At 69.2% G+C, this 17322-nt stretch carries 15 protein-coding genes; 14 read left to right on the top strand and 1 reads right to left on the bottom strand.

Annotation, left to right across the window (positions count from 1 at the left end):
• Positions 1–7 precede the first annotated feature (7 nt).
• The 13 genes from AOZ53_RS28660 to AOZ53_RS28720 all read left to right on the top strand — a co-directional run bounded on the left by AOZ53_RS28660 (position 8) and on the right by AOZ53_RS28720 (position 15067).
• On the top strand, positions 8–1552 hold the full coding sequence (locus AOZ53_RS28660; protein ID WP_054490353.1) for an indolepyruvate oxidoreductase subunit beta family protein: 1545 nt from the start codon (positions 8–10) through the stop codon (positions 1550–1552).
• Between the two features lie 22 nt (positions 1553–1574).
• Complete coding sequence (locus AOZ53_RS28665; RefSeq protein ID WP_054432870.1) at positions 1575–2552, top strand: PDR/VanB family oxidoreductase; 978 nt, start codon at positions 1575–1577, stop codon at positions 2550–2552.
• 27 nt (positions 2553–2579) lie between these two features.
• Positions 2580–3893, top strand: coding sequence for an aromatic ring-hydroxylating dioxygenase subunit alpha (locus tag AOZ53_RS28670; RefSeq protein WP_054432869.1), 1314 nt, complete (start codon positions 2580–2582; stop codon positions 3891–3893).
• Positions 3890–4381, top strand: coding sequence for an aromatic-ring-hydroxylating dioxygenase subunit beta (locus AOZ53_RS28675; protein ID WP_054432868.1), 492 nt, complete (start codon positions 3890–3892; stop codon positions 4379–4381). Before AOZ53_RS28670 ends, AOZ53_RS28675 begins: the two co-directional genes overlap by 4 nt.
• Before the next feature lie 9 nt (positions 4382–4390).
• Positions 4391–6022, top strand: a complete 1632-nt coding sequence (locus AOZ53_RS28680) for an AMP-binding protein (RefSeq protein WP_054432867.1) — start codon at positions 4391–4393, stop codon at positions 6020–6022.
• Positions 6019–7194: a thiolase family protein gene (locus AOZ53_RS28685; protein WP_054490355.1), complete on the top strand. Its 1176-nt coding sequence runs from the start codon at positions 6019–6021 to the stop codon at positions 7192–7194. Before AOZ53_RS28680 ends, AOZ53_RS28685 begins: the two co-directional genes overlap by 4 nt.
• The gene (locus AOZ53_RS28690; protein WP_054432865.1) at positions 7191–8432 is read left to right on the top strand and encodes an SDR family NAD(P)-dependent oxidoreductase; all 1242 of its coding nucleotides are present in this window, start codon (positions 7191–7193) and stop codon (positions 8430–8432) included. The genes AOZ53_RS28685 and AOZ53_RS28690 overlap by 4 nt, the downstream gene beginning before the upstream one ends.
• Before the next feature lie 45 nt (positions 8433–8477).
• Positions 8478–9263 carry a cyclase family protein gene (locus AOZ53_RS28695; RefSeq protein WP_054432864.1) on the top strand — a complete coding sequence of 262 codons (786 nt, stop codon included), beginning with the start codon at positions 8478–8480 and terminating at the stop codon, positions 9261–9263.
• Between the two features lie 38 nt (positions 9264–9301).
• A complete protein-coding gene (locus AOZ53_RS28700; protein ID WP_054477274.1) occupies positions 9302–10030 on the top strand; it encodes an SDR family NAD(P)-dependent oxidoreductase in 729 nt (242 codons plus the stop codon).
• Positions 10031–10193: 163 nt separating this feature from the next.
• Entirely contained in the window at positions 10194–11342 is a 1149-nt protein-coding gene (locus AOZ53_RS28705) for an ABC transporter substrate-binding protein (RefSeq protein WP_054432862.1), read from the top strand.
• A gap of 151 nt (positions 11343–11493) precedes the next feature.
• Complete coding sequence (locus AOZ53_RS28710; protein ID WP_020925013.1) at positions 11494–12534, top strand: branched-chain amino acid ABC transporter permease; 1041 nt, start codon at positions 11494–11496, stop codon at positions 12532–12534.
• Positions 12531–14324: a branched-chain amino acid ABC transporter ATP-binding protein/permease gene (locus tag AOZ53_RS28715; RefSeq protein WP_054477267.1), complete on the top strand. Its 1794-nt coding sequence runs from the start codon at positions 12531–12533 to the stop codon at positions 14322–14324. Before AOZ53_RS28710 ends, AOZ53_RS28715 begins: the two co-directional genes overlap by 4 nt.
• Entirely contained in the window at positions 14324–15067 is a 744-nt protein-coding gene (locus tag AOZ53_RS28720; RefSeq protein WP_054432860.1) for an ABC transporter ATP-binding protein, read from the top strand. Before AOZ53_RS28715 ends, AOZ53_RS28720 begins: the two co-directional genes overlap by 1 nt.
• A 37-nt stretch (positions 15068–15104) precedes the next feature.
• On the opposite strand, the gene AOZ53_RS28725 is transcribed toward AOZ53_RS28720, so the two are convergent.
• Positions 15105–16040, bottom strand: a complete 936-nt coding sequence (locus AOZ53_RS28725; RefSeq protein ID WP_054490357.1) for a glycosyltransferase family 2 protein — start codon at positions 16038–16040, stop codon at positions 15105–15107.
• Between the two features lie 225 nt (positions 16041–16265).
• On the opposite strand from AOZ53_RS28725, the gene AOZ53_RS28730 reads away from it, so the two are divergent.
• Positions 16266–17225, top strand: a complete 960-nt coding sequence (locus tag AOZ53_RS28730) for a LysR family transcriptional regulator (protein ID WP_054432858.1) — start codon at positions 16266–16268, stop codon at positions 17223–17225.
• The last annotated feature ends 97 nt before the right edge of the window (positions 17226–17322 follow it).

A 17322-nucleotide genomic window follows, 5' to 3' on the forward strand; every position in this document is an offset into this window, starting at 1 on the left:
CCGCCCCATGAACCCGGTGGCATTGCAGCAAGGCACTCCCATCAAGATCGCCATCCTGGCCATGGGCGGCCAGGGCGGCGGCGTGCTGGCCGACTGGATCGTCGACATGGCCGAGCACGCCGGCTGGTGGGCCCAGACCACCTCGGTGCCGGGCGTGGCGCAACGCACCGGCGCCACCATCTATTACCTGGAACTGCTGCCCGAGTCCGACGTGACCCGCGCCGGCCGTCCGCCCGCGCTGGCGCTGATGCCCACGCCGGGCGACGTCGACCTGGTGGTGGCGGCCGAGCTGATGGAAGGCGGCCGCGCCATCCAGCGCGGGCTGGTCACGCCCGACCGCAGCATGCTGATCACCTCATCGCATCGCAGCTACGCGGTCAGCGAGAAATCGGCGCCCGGCAACGGCATCGCCGATCCCAACAAGGTGCTGGAGGCCGGCCGTGCCGCGGCCCGCCGTTTCCTCTGCTTCGACCTGCAGGACCTGGCCGACCGCGCCGGCAGCGTCATCAGCGCCAGCCTGTTCGGCGCCGTGGCCGGCAGCGGCGCGCTGCCGTTCTCGCGCGACGACTTCGAGGCCACCGTGCGCCGCGCCGGCGTCGGCGTGGACGCCAGCCTGCGCGCCTTCGCGCTCGGCTTCGAGGCCGCCGACCAGGCGCCCGCGCAGCCGGCCGCGATCGACCTGACGCGGCCGGTGCCCGCCGTGCCCGAGCGCGCCGCCAGCCCGAAGGCGCAGGCCTTGCTGGACCGCATCCAGCGCGATTTCCCCGCCTGTGCGCAGCCGATGCTGACGGCCGGCGTGCGCCGCCAGATCGAGTTCCAGGACCTGGCCTATGCCCAGGACTACCTGGCCCGCATGGCCGCGATCCGCGAACTCGACGCGCGCCACGGCGGCGACGCCAGGCAATGGGCGCTGACCTGTGCCGCCGCGCGCTACCTGGCCACCGCCATGGCCTATGACGACGTGATCCGCGTGGCCGACCTGAAGACGCGCGGCAGCCGCTTCGAGCGGGTGCGCGCCGAAGTCGGCGCCAAGCCGGACCAACTGGTCTACACCACCGAATTCATGCATCCGCGGCTGGAGGAAATCTGCGGCACGCTGCCGGCCGGGCTGGGCCGCTGGCTCGAACGGTCGAAAGCCTTCGGCGGTTTCGTCGAACGCCGCCTGGGCAAGGGCCGCCGCATGCAGAGCGGCACGCTGGGCGGCTTCCTGATGCTGTACACGCTAGCCGGCATGCGGCGCTTCCGCCGCCGCACGCTGCGCCACCAGATCGAATCCGCGGGGCTGACCCAATGGCTCGACCTGATCGCCAGCCTGGCGCCGCGCGACTACGACCTGGCGGTCGAGACCGTCAACTGCCGCCGCCTGGTCAAAGGCTACAGCGACACCCACGTGCGCGGCGGCGGCAAGTACCGCCAGCTGATCGCGGCCGCCGCCCAGCTGGCGGGCCGGCCCGATGCGGCCGCCTCGCTGCGCGCCCTGCGCCAGGCCGCGCTGGCCGACGAGAAATGCGGCCCCATGGAACGCCAACTGGCCGAAAAACTGGCCGCCTGACATCGAGATAGAGACGAACGCCGTGCAAACCCTGAAACTCATCGTCCGTGAAGTCCGGCAGGAATCGCCGCTGATCCGCTCGCTGCGCCTGGCGCGCGAAGACGGCGGCGCCCTGCCCGCCTTCGGCCCCGGCGCCCACCTGAAGGTCAGCGTGCCGGGCCTGCGCGAACCGCGCTGCTACTCGCTGGTGCAACTGGCGCCGGAGGCCGGCCGTTTCGCCGAACCCGTCGAATACCGCCTGGGCGTGCGGCTGGAGGAAGCCAGCCAGGGCGGATCGCGCCACATGCACGGGCTGGCGGTGGGCGACACGCTCAGCGTCGAAGGCCCGAAGAACGATTTCCCGCTGCACGAGGCCCCGGCCGGCGACGAGCCGGTGGTGCTGATCGCCGGCGGCATCGGCATCACGCCGGTGGCGTCGATGGCCGCGGCGCTCAAGTCCGCCGGCCGCGCCTTCGAACTGCACTACAGCGGCCGCAGCCGCGACCAGCTGGCGTTCCTGCCGGAACTGCAGGCGCTGGCCGGCGACGCGCTGGTGCCGCACGCCGACGACGACGCGACCTGCCGCTTCGACCTGAAGGCGCTGCTGGACGCCGCCCATCCGCGCCAGCACCTCTACGTCTGCGGCCCCAAGGGCCTGATCGACGCCGTCATCCAGGAAGCGCGCGCGCGCCACTGGCCCGACGCCCACATCCATTTCGAGCTGTTCGCCAGCGCCGCGCCGCAGGCGGGCGACCAACCCTTCGAGGTCGAACTGCGCCAGTCCGGCCGGGTGCTGACCATCCCCGCCGACAAGACCATCGTCGACATCATGGAAGAAGAAGGCTGCGACCCGATGTACGACTGCAAGCGCGGCGAATGCGGCGTGTGCCAGGCCACTGTGCTGGAGGGCGAGCCGGACCACCGCGACTACTACCTGTCGGATACCGAGAAGGCCAGCGGCAAGATCATCCAGATCTGCATCTCGCGCGCCAAGTCGGCGCGCCTGGTGCTGGACCTGTAGGGCCGGGCGCGACAAGAGGAGACCACCATGGCCAAATACCGCGACAACCCCGACGCCATCCGCGCCCTGCTGCGCGAGACCGAGGTGCACAAGGACCTGTTCATCGACCCGGAACTGTTCGACCTGGAGATGGAACGGCTGTACGCCAACACCTGGGTCTTTGTCGGCCACGACAGCCAGGTGCCCAATCCCGGCGACTACATCACCACCACCGTCGGCAACCAGCCGGTGGTGATGGTGCGGCACAGCGACCGCTCGGTGCGCGTGCTGCACAACCGCTGTCCGCACAAGGGCACCATGGTGGCGGGCGACGCCTGCGGCAACACCGGCAAGTTCTTCCGCTGCCCGTACCATGCCTGGACCTTCAAGACCGACGGCAGCCTGCTGTCGATCCCGCTGAAGAAGGGCTACGAGAACACCGGCCTGGAGCAGTGCGAGGCCAGCCAGGGCATGGCGGCGGTCAAAGACGTGCGCAACCATCGCGGCTTCGTGTTCTGCCGCCTGAACCCGAACGGCCAGTCGTTCGAGGACTTCTTCGGCGACGCGCTGTCGACGCTGGACAACATGGTCGACCGCTCGCCCGAGGGCCGGCTGGAAGTGGCCGGCGGCGTGCTGCGCTACATGCACCGCTGCAACTGGAAGATGCTGGTCGACAACCAGACCGACACCTGCCACCCGATGGTGGCGCACGAATCGTCGGCCGGCACCGCCGTCAAGGTCTGGGAGCAGGCCCCGGCCGGCACCCCAAAGCCGATGGCGGTGGAACTGTTCGCGCCCTTCATCTCGCCCTACGAGTTCTTCGAGAACATGGGCATCCGCGTCTGGGAAAACGGCCACGGCCACACCGGCGTGTCCGATTCGATCCACGCCGCCTATTCGGGCATTCCGGGTTACTGGGAGTCGATGGTCGCCGCCTACGGCGAGGAGCGCGCCCACCAGATCCTGGGCGACGTGCGCCACAACACCGTGTACTTCCCCAACATCATGGTCAAGGGCCCGATCCAGACCCTGCGCGTGTTCAAGCCGATCGCCGCCGACCGCACCCTGGTGGAATCGTGGACCTTCCGCCTGGTCGGCGCGCCCGACCTGCTGCTGGAACGCACCCTCATGTACAACCGCCTGATCAACGCGCCCACCTCGGTGGTCGGCCACGACGACCTGGAGATGTACGAGCGCGCGCAGGATGGCCTGCAATCGCGCGCCCGCGACTGGGTCAACGTCGGCCGCCTCTACGACCCGGCCGAGCTCGGCCAGAAGAACGTCACCACCAACGGCACCAACGAATGGCAGATGCGCAACCAGTACCGCGCATGGGGCCGCTACATGACGGAGCAGGCATGAGCTTCAGCGACCGCGACCTGATCGATTTCGTCTACGCCGAGGCGCGCCTGCTCGACGAGCTGCGCTTCGAGGACTGGCTGGAGCTGTACGCCGACGATGGCTACTACTGGATGCCGCTGGCCCACGGCCAGACCGACGCCCGTCTGCATGCCTCGCTCATGTACGAGGACAAGCTGCTGCTGCGCGTGCGCGTCGAGCGCCTGGCCGGCCAGCGCACCTTCTCGCAGCAACCCAAAAGCCGCTGCCACCACCTGCTGCAGGCGCCCACGGTCGAGCACGACCATCCCGATTCGGCGCCGGACCAGGGCCGCCACGTGGTGCGCACCGCCTTCCATTACGTCGAGACGCGGCAGGACGCGCAGACGCTGTACGCCGGCTGGGCCACGCATCACCTGGTCGAGCAGGACGGCGCGCTGCGCATCCGCCTCAAGCGCGTCGACCTGGTGAACTGCGACGCCGCGTTCGGCAACATCCAATTGTTCATGTAGGAGCGGCTTGTGAGCACCACCGTCCACCAGGCTTTCCTGGACACCGCGGCCCGGCATGGCGCCCGGCCCTTCCTGTGCATCCTGCCGGAAACCGCCGACATCTACGGCATCGGCGCCGGCGAACTGGGCTATGCCCAGGCCGCCGCCGCCATCGAGACGCTGCGGGCGGCCTACGCCCGCGCCGGCTACGGCCACGGCCATCGCGCCGGCCTGCTGCTGGAAAACCGGCCGGCCTTTTTCCTGCACTGGTTCGCGCTGAACGCGCTGGGCGTGTCGGTGGTGCCGATCAACCCCGACCTGCGCGCGGCCGAACTGGAGTACCTGACGGGCCATTCCGAGATCGCGCTGGCCGTCGCCCTGCCGCAGCGCCACGCCGACCTGCTGGCCGCCGCCGAGCGCGCCGGCCGGCCGCTGCGCGTGATGGGCCCCGACGATGCGCCGCCCGCCGCGCCCTTCCCCGCGCCGCTGGCGGGCACGCCCGACGAACTGACCGAATGCGCGCTGCTGTACACGTCCGGCACCACCGGCCGCCCCAAGGGCTGCATCCTGCCGAACCGCTATTTCCTGCACGCGGGCGGCTGGTACGCCCGCATCGGCGGCCTGGCCGAATTGCGCCCCGGCGAGGAACGCATGCTGACGCCGCTGCCGCTGGTGCACATGAACGCCATGGCCTATTCCGCCATGGCCATGGTGCTGACCGGCGGCTGCCTGATCCCGCTGGACCGCTTCCATCCCAAGACCTGGTGGGACAGCGTGCGCGATTCCGGCGCCACCGTGCTGCACTACCTGGGCGTGATGCCGGCGATCCTGATGAAGGCCGAACCCTCGGCCCGAGACCGGCAGCCGGCGATCCGCTTCGGCTTCGGCGCCGGGGTCGACCGCAAGCTGCATGAACCGTTCGAGGCGCGCTTCGGCTTCCCGCTGCTGGAAGCCTGGGCCATGACCGAGACCGGCGCCGGCGCCGTCATCATCGCCAACCAGGAGCCGCGCCACATCGGCAGCAGCTGCTTCGGCCGCGAAGAGGACGACGTGGCGGTGCGCATCGTCGCCGACCACGGCGGCGAGGCCGCCGCCGGCGAGCCGGGCGAGCTGCTGGTGCGCCATGCCGGCGATGACCCGCGCTACGGCTTCTTCGCCGGCTACCTCAAGGACGCGGACGCCACCTCGCAGGCCTGGGAAGACGGCTGGTTCCACACCGGCGACATCGTGCGCCGCGAGGCCGATGGCGCGCTGCGCTTCGTCGACCGCAAGAAGAACGTGATCCGCCGCAGCGGCGAGAACATCTCGGCGGTGGAGGTCGAAAGCGTGCTGCTGCAGCATCCGCTGGTCAAGGCGGTGGCGGTGGCCGCCGTGCCCGACCCGGTGCGCGGCGACGAGGTGCTGGCCTGCGTGGTGGCGGAAACCGCGCCCGCCGACGCCGCCGCCCGCGACGATGCGGCCCGCGACATCGTGCAATGGAGCCTGCAACAGCTGGCCTACTACAAGGCGCCCGGCTACGTCGCCTTCGTCGACAGCCTGCCGCTCACCACCACCAACAAGATCCAGCGCGGCGAAATGAAGACGCTGGCGCCGACGCTGCCCGGCACCGCCCGCTGCGTCGACACCACCGCCATGAAGAAGCGCCAGGAGCCAGCCCGATGACCCCGACGCGCGCCCGCTACGACGGCGTGGTGGCGGCCCTGCCTGTCAGCATTCCGTATGAGCGCTACTCCACCCATGCCGCGCATTGGTGGCTGGGCCGCGCGCTGGGCGCGCTGATCCGCCAGGCCGGCATCGCCAAGACCGACGTCGACGGCCTGTGCGTGTCCAGCTTCACGCTGGCGCCGGACACCACCGTGGGCCTGACGCAGCACCTGGGCATGAGCCCGCGCTGGCTCGACCACATCCCCATGGGCGGCGCCAGCGGCGTGGCCGCGCTGCGCCGCGCCGCGCGCGCGGTGCAGGCGGGCGACGCCGGCATCGTCGCCTGCATCGCGGGCGACACCAACCAGGTCGACTCGTTCCGCAACACCGTCAGCCAGTTCTCGCGCTTCGCCCAGGACGCCGTCTATCCCTATGGCGCGGGCGGCCCCAACGCCAGCTTCGCGCTGCTGACCGCGCACTACATGCGCAGCACCGGCGCCACCCGCGAGGACTTCGGCAAGGTCTGCGTGGCGCAGCGCGACAACGCCCTGCGCTATCCGCACGCGCTGATGAAGAAGCCGCTGACGCTCAGGCAGTACCTGGACGCGCGCGTCATCACCGACCCGATCCACCTGTTCGACTGCGTCATGCCCTGCGCCGGCGCCGACGGTTTCCTGGTGATGAGCGAAGACCGGGCGCGGGCGCTGAACCTGCCCTACGCCCGCATCCTGTCCACCATCGAGCGCCACAACGCCTGGATCGAGGACCCGATCCAGACCCGCGGCGGCTGGACCATGGACATCGACGAACTCTACGGCATGGCGGACGCGGCGCCGGCCGACATGGACTTCCTGCAGGCCTACGACGACTACCCCGTCATCAACCTGATGCAGATGGAAGACCTGGGCTTCTGCGCCAAGGGCGAGGCGCCCGGGTTCGTGCGCGCCAACACCTTCACCGTCGATGGCAGCTTGCCGTTCAACACCAATGGCGGCCAGCTGTCGGTGGGCCAGGCCGGCGCCGCCGGCGGCTACCTCGGCATGGTCGAGGCGCTGCGCCAGCTGACCGGCACGGCCGGCGGCACCCAGGTGGCCGACGCGCGCCTGGGCCTGGTCAGCGGCTTCGGCATGATCAATTACGACCGCGGCCTGTGCACCGCCGCGGCCATCCTGGCCAGGAGCGACGCATGACCGAGCCGCTAGCCAAGCCGCCGCGCAAGAACCCCGTGGCGCGCACGCGCCAGCCGACCCTGCCGCCCGGCGCCCGCAGCCGCGCCGCCCTGGGCTTGACGGCCGCGGCCGCCGAGGGCCGCTTCGAACTGCAGGCCTGCGCCGATTGCGGCGCGGTGCAATACCCGCCGCGCGAGGTCTGCGGCCATTGCCTGTCGGAACGCCTGCCGTGGCGGCCGGTGGATCCCGACGGCGTGCTGCTGGTCAGCACCACCCTGCATCACAGCAACGACCTCTATTTCCGTGAACGCCTGCCGTGGCGGGTGGGCACGGTGCGCATGGACGCCGGCCCGTCGGTGGTGGCGCACGTGCACCAGGATTGCGCCGACGGCGCCCGCGTGCGGCTGGCGCTCAAGCTCGACCGCAGCGGCCAGGCCGTGATGATCGCCCTGCCCGAAAGGAATACGCCCAATATGGAAGACGACAAGACCCTGCGCGAGACCTCGTGCGATCCGAAATTCCGCCGGGCGCTGGTCACCGACGGCAAGTCGGCGGTGGGCCAGGCGGTGGCGCGCGCCCTGCTCGACGCCGGCTGCCCGACCGTGTTCCTGGGCGACCCGCAGGCCTGGCGCCGCGACGCCGCCTTCGACGCGCTGGCGGCCGATCCGCGGGTGCAGGCGCTGGCGCTGGACGTGACCGACAGCGACTCGGTCGAACGCGCCGCGGCGTCGATCGGCGGCAAGGTCGAGATCCTGGTCAACACCGCCGACCTGGAACGCGAAGGCGGCCTGCTCGGCCGCAAGGACGTCAACACCGCGCGCGACGCCCTGGACGTCAACGTGCTGGGCCTGATGCGGCTGGCGCAGGGCTTCGGCCCGGCGCTGTGCGGCCGCGCCGCCGACGGCGTCAACAACGCCACGGCCTGGGTCAACGTGCTGTCGATCTACGCCCACGTCAACCTGCCGGCGCGCGGCATGTGGTCGGCCTCCAAGGCCGCCGCGCTGTCGCTGGCGCAATGCCTGCGGGCCGAGCTGCGGCCGGCCGGCGTGCGCGTGGTGAACGTGTTTCCCGGCCCGGTCGACCACGAATGGGAGCAGCGCACGCCGCCCCCACGCGTGGCGCCCGCGGCCATCGCCGGCGCCATCGTGCGCGCGCTGAAGGAAGGCGTCGAGGATGTGTACGTCGGCGACGTGGCACAGGAATTCCGCGCGCGGCTGGCGGAGAACCCCAAGGGACTGGAACGGGAACTGGGCGCCTGACGGCGGCCGCCGTGCCCGACGAGACGAAAACCAAAGGAGCAACAGATGAGCCAACCCATACTTGCGCAATTCATGACCGAACTGGTGTCGGGCCGCATCCGCCTGGTGGACCTGACCGAGACGCTGACGCCCGAATTCCCCACCATCGTGCTGCCGCCGGAATTCGGCCAGGCCTGGCCGTTCCGCATCGAGGAAATCTCGCGCTATGACGAGCGCGGCCCGGCCTGGTACTGGAACAACTTCTCCTGCTCCGAGCACACCGGCACCCACTTCGATGCGCCGGTGCACTGGGTCACCGGCAAGGACCAGCCCGACAACACCGTCGACACCATCCCGGTCGAGGCTTTCATCGCCGGCGCCAGCGTCATCGACTGTTCGGCCGAGGCGCGCGACAACCCCGACTTCCTGCTGACCATCGACTTCGTCAAGAAGTGGGAGGAAAAGCATGGCCGCATCCCGGCCCGTTCCTGGGTGCTGATGCGCACCGACTGGTCCAAGCGCGCCAAGCCGGCCGAATACCTGAACATGAAGGAAGACGGCGCCCACTCGCCCGGCCCGGATGCCGAGGTGGTGCCGTGGCTCATCAAGGAACGCGACGTGCACGGCTTCGGCACCGAATCGGTGGGCACCGACGCCGGCCAGGCCCATCACCTGAATCCGCCCTACCCCTGCCACTACTTCATGCACGGCAACAACCGCTACGGCCTGCAGTGCCTGACCAACCTGGACCAGCTGCCGCCCACCGGCGCCGTGATCTTCTCGGCGCCGCTCAAGATCCGCAGCGGCTCGGGCAGCCCTCTGCGGGTGCTGGCGCTGGCGCCGCGCGCCTGAGCGGCGGCGGATAACTAAAGAACACAGGGGGATCCACCATGACGCACACCAACGTCGCCATCGTCACCGGCGGCAGCGCCGGCATCGGCGCCGAAATCTGCCGCAGCATGCTCGACGCGGGCTACGAAGTAATCTCGATGGCGCGCCGCGCCGCCGACTTCAGCCACCCGCGCCTGCACAACGTGCAGGTGGACCTGCTGGACGCCGACGCCACGGCCCAGGCCGGCGCCGAGATCGCGGCGCGCTTTCCGGTCAGCCATGTCATCCACAACGCCGGCGTCATCTGGCCCAACCTGCTGCCGCAGGTGACCCAGGAGGAACTGCACGGCCTGACCCAGATCCACCTGGGCGCGGCCATCAGCCTGGTGCAGGCGGCCCTGCCCGGCATGCAGGAGCGCCATTTCGGCCGCATCGTCATGATGTCCTCGCGCGGCGCGCTGGGCCTGCCCACCCGCACCGCCTATTCGGCCACCAAGGCCGGCATGGTCGGCATGGCGCGCACCTGGTCGCTCGAACTGGCGCCCTACGGCATCACCGTCAACGTGGTGGCGCCCGGCCCGATCCAGACCGACATGTTCTACGAAGTGATCGAACCCGGCAGCGAACGCGAAAAGCAGCTGGCCAACGGCATCCCGGTCAAGCGCCTGGGACGCTCGGACGACGTGGCGCGGGCGGTGATGTTCTTCGCCGACCCGGCCAACAGCTTTGTCACCGGCCAGACGCTGTTCGTCTGCGGCGGCGCCAGCGTCAGTTCCATCACCATCTGACCGGCGTCCCACGCATCCGCTTCGGGTTTTGACGGATAGGTAAGCACGCAGACCGCGTCTACAGTGCAGTGCCAGAAAGTTGAAGCCAAAAGCAATTTCCGCGGTATCCGTTTTCTCCGTTTTCCAGCCGCACCCACTCTGCCCCCTATCCGGAGGTTTTGCCATGCTGTCGAAGAAACTCCCCCTGGCCGCCGCCGTGCTGGCCACGCTGGTCTCCCTGCCCGTCCTGGCCCAGGTCAAGGTCGGCGTGGTCACCTCGTCCACCGGCCCCACCGCGCTGGTCGGCATTCCGCAAAAGAACACCGTGCCGCTGCTGCCCAAGAAGATCGGCGACCTGACCGTGGAATACATTTCGCTGGACGACGCCAGCGATTCCACCAACTCGGTCACGGCCTTCAAGAAGCTCATCACCGAACAGAACGTGGACGCCCTGATCGGGCCGTCGGGCTCGCCCAACGCCATGGGCGTGATCCAGTTCGCCGCCGAGGCCGGCGTGCCGATGCTGGCGCCGGTGGGCACCGCCGCCGTGGTGCTGCCGATGAACGAGCAGAAGAAGTGGGTCTTCAAGACCACCCAGAACGACGACATCATCGCCCGCGCGCTGGTCGACCACATGGCCAAGACCGGCATCAAGACGGTCGGCTTCATCGGCCTGAACGATCCCTATGGCGAGAACTGGTACAAGGTGTTCTCGGCCATGGCGGCCGAAAAGGGCATCAAGCTCACCGCCAACGAACGCTACCTGCGCTTTGACAGCTCGGTCACCGGCCAGGCGCTGAAGATCCTGGCGGCCAAGCCCGACGCCGTGCTGATCGCCGCCCCCGGCGCCGCCAGCGTGCTGCCGCAGACGACGCTGTTCGACCAGGGCTACAAGGGCAAGTTCTACCAGACCCACGGCGCCGCGCTGCCCGACTTCCTCAAGCTCGGCGGCAAGAAGGTCGAAGGCACCGTGCTGGCCGCCAGCCTGATGCTGGTGCTGCCGGAAATGCCCGACAGCAATCCGTCCAAGAAGGTCGCCAGCGACTACATCGCCGCCTACGAGAAGCTCAACGGCTCCAAGCCCGCCACCTTCGGCGCCAACGTCTACGACGCCGGCCTGCTGCTGGAAAAGGCCATCCCGCTGGCCGAGAAGGCCGGCAAGCCGGGCACCAAGGAGTTCCGCAGCGCGCTGCGCGACGCGCTGGAACAGACCCGCGAGCTGGTCGGCACCCAGGGCGTCTACAACATGAGCGCCGCCGACCACAGCGGCTTCGACGACCGCGGCCGCGAACTCATCACGGTGAAGGACGGCAACTGGACGCTGGTGAAGTAGGCCGAAATAGCCCCCCCCGAAGCGCTGCGCGCCTCCCCCCCAGGGGGCATGCCTGCGGACCGGCAGAGCCGGCTCCGCGGCATCCCGATGGGCAGGGTTCAAGCGGAGATAAAACCGCTGCAGTGTTTTTCCGTTTTATCCGGAAGTACCGATGAATGCTCAGATCGCCCTGATACTCGGGCAGGATGGCATCACCAACGGCGCCATCTACGCGCTGCTGGCCTTGTCCATCCTGCTGGTCTTTACCGTTACCCGCGTGCTGTTCATCCCCCAGGGCGAGTTCGTCGCCTTCGGCGCGCTCACCATGGCCGCGCTGCAGGCCGGCAAGCCGGTGCTGCTGGTGTGGCTACTGCTGGCGTTCGCGCTGGCCGAGGCCGTGGCCGACCTGATGGCGCGCGCCAGGCGGCCGGGACGCCGCGCGCCGCTGTGGCGCATCATCGCCAAGGTGGCGTATCCCCTGCTGCTGGCCGCGCTGTTCTACCGCCTGCCGCTGGCGCAGTTGCCGATGGCCGTGCAGGCGCTGCTGACGCTGCTGCTGGTGGTGCCGATGGGCCCGCAGCTGTACCGCCTGTTCTACCAGCCGATCGCCTCGGCCTCGACGCTGGTGCTGCTGATCGTGTCGATCGCCGTACACCTGGCGCTGGTCGGCCTGGGCCTGCTGGCCTTCGGCGCCGAGGGCGCGCGCACCGCGCCGTTCAGCGACGCCAGCCTGGCGCTGGGTCCGGTCAACGTCAACAGCCAGGCGCTGTGGGTGGTGGCGGTGTCGGCGCTGCTGATCGTGGTGCTGTACCAGTTCTTCGAGCGCTCGATGTACGGCAAGGCGCTGCGCGCCGCCGCCTTCAACCGGCTCGGCGCGCGCCTGATGGGCATATCGCCGGTGTTCGCCGGCAAGGCCACGTTCTTCCTGGCGGCGCTGATCGGCACCGTCTCGGGCATCCTGATTGCACCCATCACCACCATGTATTTCGATTCCGGCTTCATGGTCAGCCTGAAGGGCTTCGTCGGCGCCATCATCGGCGGCCTGGTGAGCTATCCGCTGGCCGCCGCCGGCGCCGTGCTGGTCGGCCTGATCGAGGCCTTCTCCTCGTTCTGGGCCAGCGCCTACAAGGAGATCATCGTCTTCACGCTGATCATCCCCGTGCTGCTCTGGCGCTCCCTGAAAAGCCACCACGTCGAGGAAGAAGAAGAATGACCCCGCGCCACCTCGTCCTCGTGTTCCTGGCGCTGCTGGCGGCCGCGCCGCTGGCGTTGCCGCCGTTCTACGTCACGCTGCTGAACTACATCGGCCTGTACGCCATGGTGGCGCTGGGGCTGGTGCTGCTGACCGGCGTCGGCGGCCTGACCAGCTTCGGCCAGGCCGCCTTCGTCGGCATCGGCGCCTACACCACCGCGCTGCTCACCACCCGCGCCGACGCCCTGCCCGCCTGGCTGGCGTGGCTCGGCGCCTCGCCCTGGCTGACGCTGCTGGCCGGCCTGTTGCTGACGCTGGTGGTGGCCTACCTGCTGGGCGCCATCACGCTCAAGCTGTCCGGCCACTTCCTGCCGCTGGGCACCATCGCCTGGGGCCTGTCGCTGTACTTCGCCTTCGGCTCGGTCGAAGGCCTGGGCGGCCACACCGGCATCCCCGACGTGCCGGCCATCCACCTGTTCGGCTGGGCGCTGACGCAGGGCGATGAGATCTACTACCTGATCTGGGCCTTCCTGCTGGTGGCCATGTGGTCGACCAGCAATCTGCTCGATTCGCGCGAGGGCCGCGCCATCCGCGCCCTCAAGGGCGGCCGTGTCATGGCCGAGTCGATGGGCGTGGACACGGCCCGCTCGCGCATGGTGATCTTCATCATCGCCGCGCTGCAGGCCTGCGCCTCGGGCTGGCTGTACGCGCACATGCAGCGCTTCGTCAATCCGAACCCGTTCGGCCTGCAGATGGGCATCGAATACCTGTTCATGACCGTCATCGGCGGCGCCGGCCAGGTGTGGGGCGCGCTGGTGGGCGCCGGCGTGTTCACGGTGCTCAAGCAATGGCTGCAGGACTGGCTGCCCAAGCTGCTGGGCCAGACCGGCAACTTCGAAGTGATCGTGTTCGGCTTCGGCATGGTGCTGCTGCTGCACCGCTTCCGCGGCGGCCTGTGGCCGGTGCTGGCGCGCTGCGTGCCGGTGCGCAAGCGCCAGCGGCAGATCGACGCCCAGGCCGAGCCGCTGCCGCGCAAGCCGATGCCGCCGCGCGGCGAGGTGGTGCTGAAGGCGGTCGACGTGACCCGCAAGTTCGGCGGCCTGGTCGCCAACAACGCCATGAACCTGGAGATCCGCGCCGGCGAGATCCTGGCGCTGATCGGCCCCAATGGCGCCGGCAAGAGCACCATGTTCAACCAGATCTCGGGCGTGGACACGCCCACCTCCGGCCAGGTCACGCTGCTGGGCCAGCAAGTGGCCGGCGCCGGCGCGCGCCGGATCGCCCGCCTGGGCCTGTCGCGCACCTTCCAGCACGTGCGCCTGCTGGGCCGCATGAGCGTGCTGGAGAACGTCGCCATCGGCGCCCACCTGCGCGGCCATCGCGGCGTGCTGCCGGCCGCCTGGCGCCTGGACCGCACCGAGGAGGCCCGCCTGCTGGCCGAGGCCGCGCGCCAGGTCGAGCGCGTCGGCCTGGGCAAACACCTGCACGACGAGGCCGGCTCGCTGGCGCTGGGGCAGCAGCGCATCCTGGAGATCGCGCGGGCGCTGGCGTCGGATCCCTGCATCCTGCTGCTGGACGAACCGGCCGCCGGCCTGCGCTACCAGGAAAAGCGCGAACTGGCCGAACTGCTCAAGAAGCTGCGGGCCGAGGGCATGGCGATCCTGCTGGTCGAGCACGACATGGATTTCGTGATGGGCCTGGTGGATCGCGTGGTGGTGATGGACTTCGGCGAAAAGATCGCCGAGGGCCTGCCGGCGGAGATCCAGCACAACCCCGCGGTGCTGGAAGCCTATCTGGGCGGAGTGGAATGATGAGCGCGAAACTGCTGGAAGTGCGCGACCTGCGCGTGGCCTACGACAAGGTCGAGGCGGTCTCGGGCGTCAGCCTGTCGGTGGACGAGGGCAAGATCGTCACCGTCATCGGCCCCAACGGCGCCGGCAAGACTACCCTGCTGTCGGCCATCATGGGCGTGCTGCCCTCGCGCGGCGAGATCGTGTTCGGCGGCAAGCGCCAGGAACACGCCGAGATCGAGGAAATGGTGGCGGCCGGCATGAACCTGGTGCCGGAAAAGCGCGAGCTGTTCGCCGAGATGTCGGTGGAGGACAACCTGATGCTGGGCGCCTTCGACCGCTTCCGCCGCGGCCTGCGCGACCAGGACCAGACGCTGGCCGAGGTCTACGACCTGTTCCCGCGGCTGCGCGAACGCCGCGCGCAGCTGTCGGGCACGCTGTCCGGCGGCGAACGCCAGATGCTGGCCGTGGGCCGCGCGCTGATGGCCAAGCCGCGCCTCCTGATGCTGGACGAACCCAGCCTGGGCCTGGCGCCGCGCATCGTGCGCGAAGTGTTCCGCATCGTCGAACAGCTGCGTGGCATGGGCGTGTCGATCCTGCTGATCGAGCAGAACGCCCGCGCCGCGCTGCAGGTGGCCGATTACGCCTACGTGCTGGAAACCGGCAGCGTCACGCTGGAAGGCCCCGCCGCCCAGGTCGCCGAGGACCCGCGCGTGGTCGAGGTCTATCTGGGGCTGGGCCACGCCGCGCCGGCAACGGCGTAGCATCGCCGGACGGCCGTGGCGACCGCCCGGCCGGCGCTCAGGCCACGCCGCGCCGCCGGTCGCGGCGGTACAGCGCGTAGCCCAGCGGCCACATCGCCCCCACCATCACCCGCGCCCACGGATTGGTCAGGCGATAGGCCTGCAGCGCCGTCGGCACGCCGGAGTGCTTCAGATGCAGCCGGAAACGGGTGTAGCGCGCCGCGGCCATGATGAATTCACGCGGCCGGAAGCGGAAGAATTCCAGGTGGTGCTGCAGCATGTCCCAGGCCAGCAGGTACAGGCCCTGGGCATTGTTGGCCACCGACGTCGCGCCCCGGGTCAGCCCGCCCGGGGTGTCGTGATAGGTGCGCACCACCTGGTTGATGAAGCGGCTGAGGTAGCCGGCCCGCGCGATCGCCCACCACACCAGGCTCTCGGGCACGAAGCCCGCCACGTTTTCGGGAAAGGGATATTTCTTGAGGACGTCGGTGCGCATGCAACCGAACTTCTCGCCCTTGATGCGGTAGCGGAAATAGACGTCCACCGCCGTGCTGTCGAACACGTCCTGCGGATAGCGGTCGCCGACGATGCTGCCGTCGGGCCGGGCGCACAGGCCGGTCACCGCCACGTAGGAATCGCGCCGCGCCGGCGGAATCGCCTCCCAGGCCGCCTTGAACGTCGCCAGCGCCTCGGGCGGCATCTCGTCGTCGCTGTCGAGCGCCACGATCAACTGGCCATGGGCTTCGCGCACGCCGCGGTTGAAGGCGGTTTTCTTGTGCTGGTTGTTCTGCCAGATGTAGCGGATGGGGAAAGGGGCCCGCTGCTGCCAGTCGAGCACCGCTTCGTGGGTGTTGTCGGTGGACCCATCGTCCACGATGACCCACTCGAAATCCCGGAATGTCTGGCGGGATAGCGATTCGTACACCCTGTGCAACGTCCCCGCCCGGTTGTAGGTGGGGGTCAGGACGGTGAAGAACCTCGGTGTATCGATCATGCGGACTGGGCCCCTTCGCGATTTCCGGATAACCGCTGCGGTCTTGGTATGGGTGTTTTCGCTTGGAGTGTAGGGGATATGCCCACGGCAACTGATGCCACGGCATGCAAATTTGCAATCAAATCTGACAAGGTGCGGATTCCCGGACTGATTCCCATCCACCGCGCCGGCGTTGGGACGGGCGCCGGAGTGGCGTAAACTCGGGCGGCCCACACCGGAACGCCTATGGAAGCCCCGACCGTCCAGCTCAACGACATCGCCCTGTTTGTAGAAGTTGCCAAGCGCAAGAGCTTCAGCCTGGCCGCCCGGGCGCTGAACATGCCGACCTCGACGCTGTCGCGCCGCATCAATGAGCTGGAACGCGCGATCGGCCTGCGCCTCATCAACCGCAACACCCGCCGCCTCGACCTGACGGAAGCCGGCGCGGCCTACATGAGCCGCTGCCAGGGCCTGATCGACGAGGCCCGCCTGGCGCACGAACAGCTGCAGGCGCTGTCGGGCGGCCCCTCGGGCAATCTGCGGGTGTCGATGCCCTACAGCCTGGCGATCTGGCTGCTGCCGGAAACGATCAACGATTTCACGGACCGCTATCCCGAGGTGGAGTGCGAGTTCGACCTGAGCATGATGACGGCCTCGGACGCCCAGGGCACGCCGTTCGACATCGTGCTGCGATTCGGCCGCAACAGCGACTATCCGGTGGCCAGCGCGGACAACGGCAACGGCGCCGCGCCGGCGCCCCGCAGCGACGGCGCGGTGGTGCAGGAGCTGGTGTCGCTGGACAACTATCTTTACGCCTCGGACCGCTATCTGGAACGTTTCGGGGAACCGAAGACGCCGTCGGACCTGACGCAGCATCAATGCCTGCGCACGACGATCGACGACGCCCATTCGCACTGGACGCTGCATAACGGGCGGGTGAGCGAGCAGGTGCCGGTGAGCGGACACCTGGCGGCGAACAACATGAGCATCGCGGGGACGCTGGCGGGGCTGGATCTGGCGATCACGCGGATGCCGCATTGCCAGGCGCTGGATCCGATCATCAAGCGGAACTCGCTGCGGCGGGTGTTGCCGGGGTGGTCGGTGGATCCTATTTCGATCTACGTGGTGTATCCGTCGAGTATTCAGCCGGCTAAGACTCGGGCGTTTATGGATTTTATTCGGCCTAAGTTGGGGCCGGCTGAGTAGTTTTTTTTGGGGCGGAGTGGGTGCTTTAGGCGCGCGTGGCGGGGTCGGTGGGGGATGGCGGGGCTACGATTGCGGTCCGGAGCGTTCGCTCCGGACT

Source organism: Achromobacter sp. 2789STDY5608621, from assembly GCF_001299375.1.
GTDB classification, from domain to species: Bacteria; Pseudomonadota; Gammaproteobacteria; order Burkholderiales; family Burkholderiaceae_B; genus Achromobacter; species Achromobacter insuavis.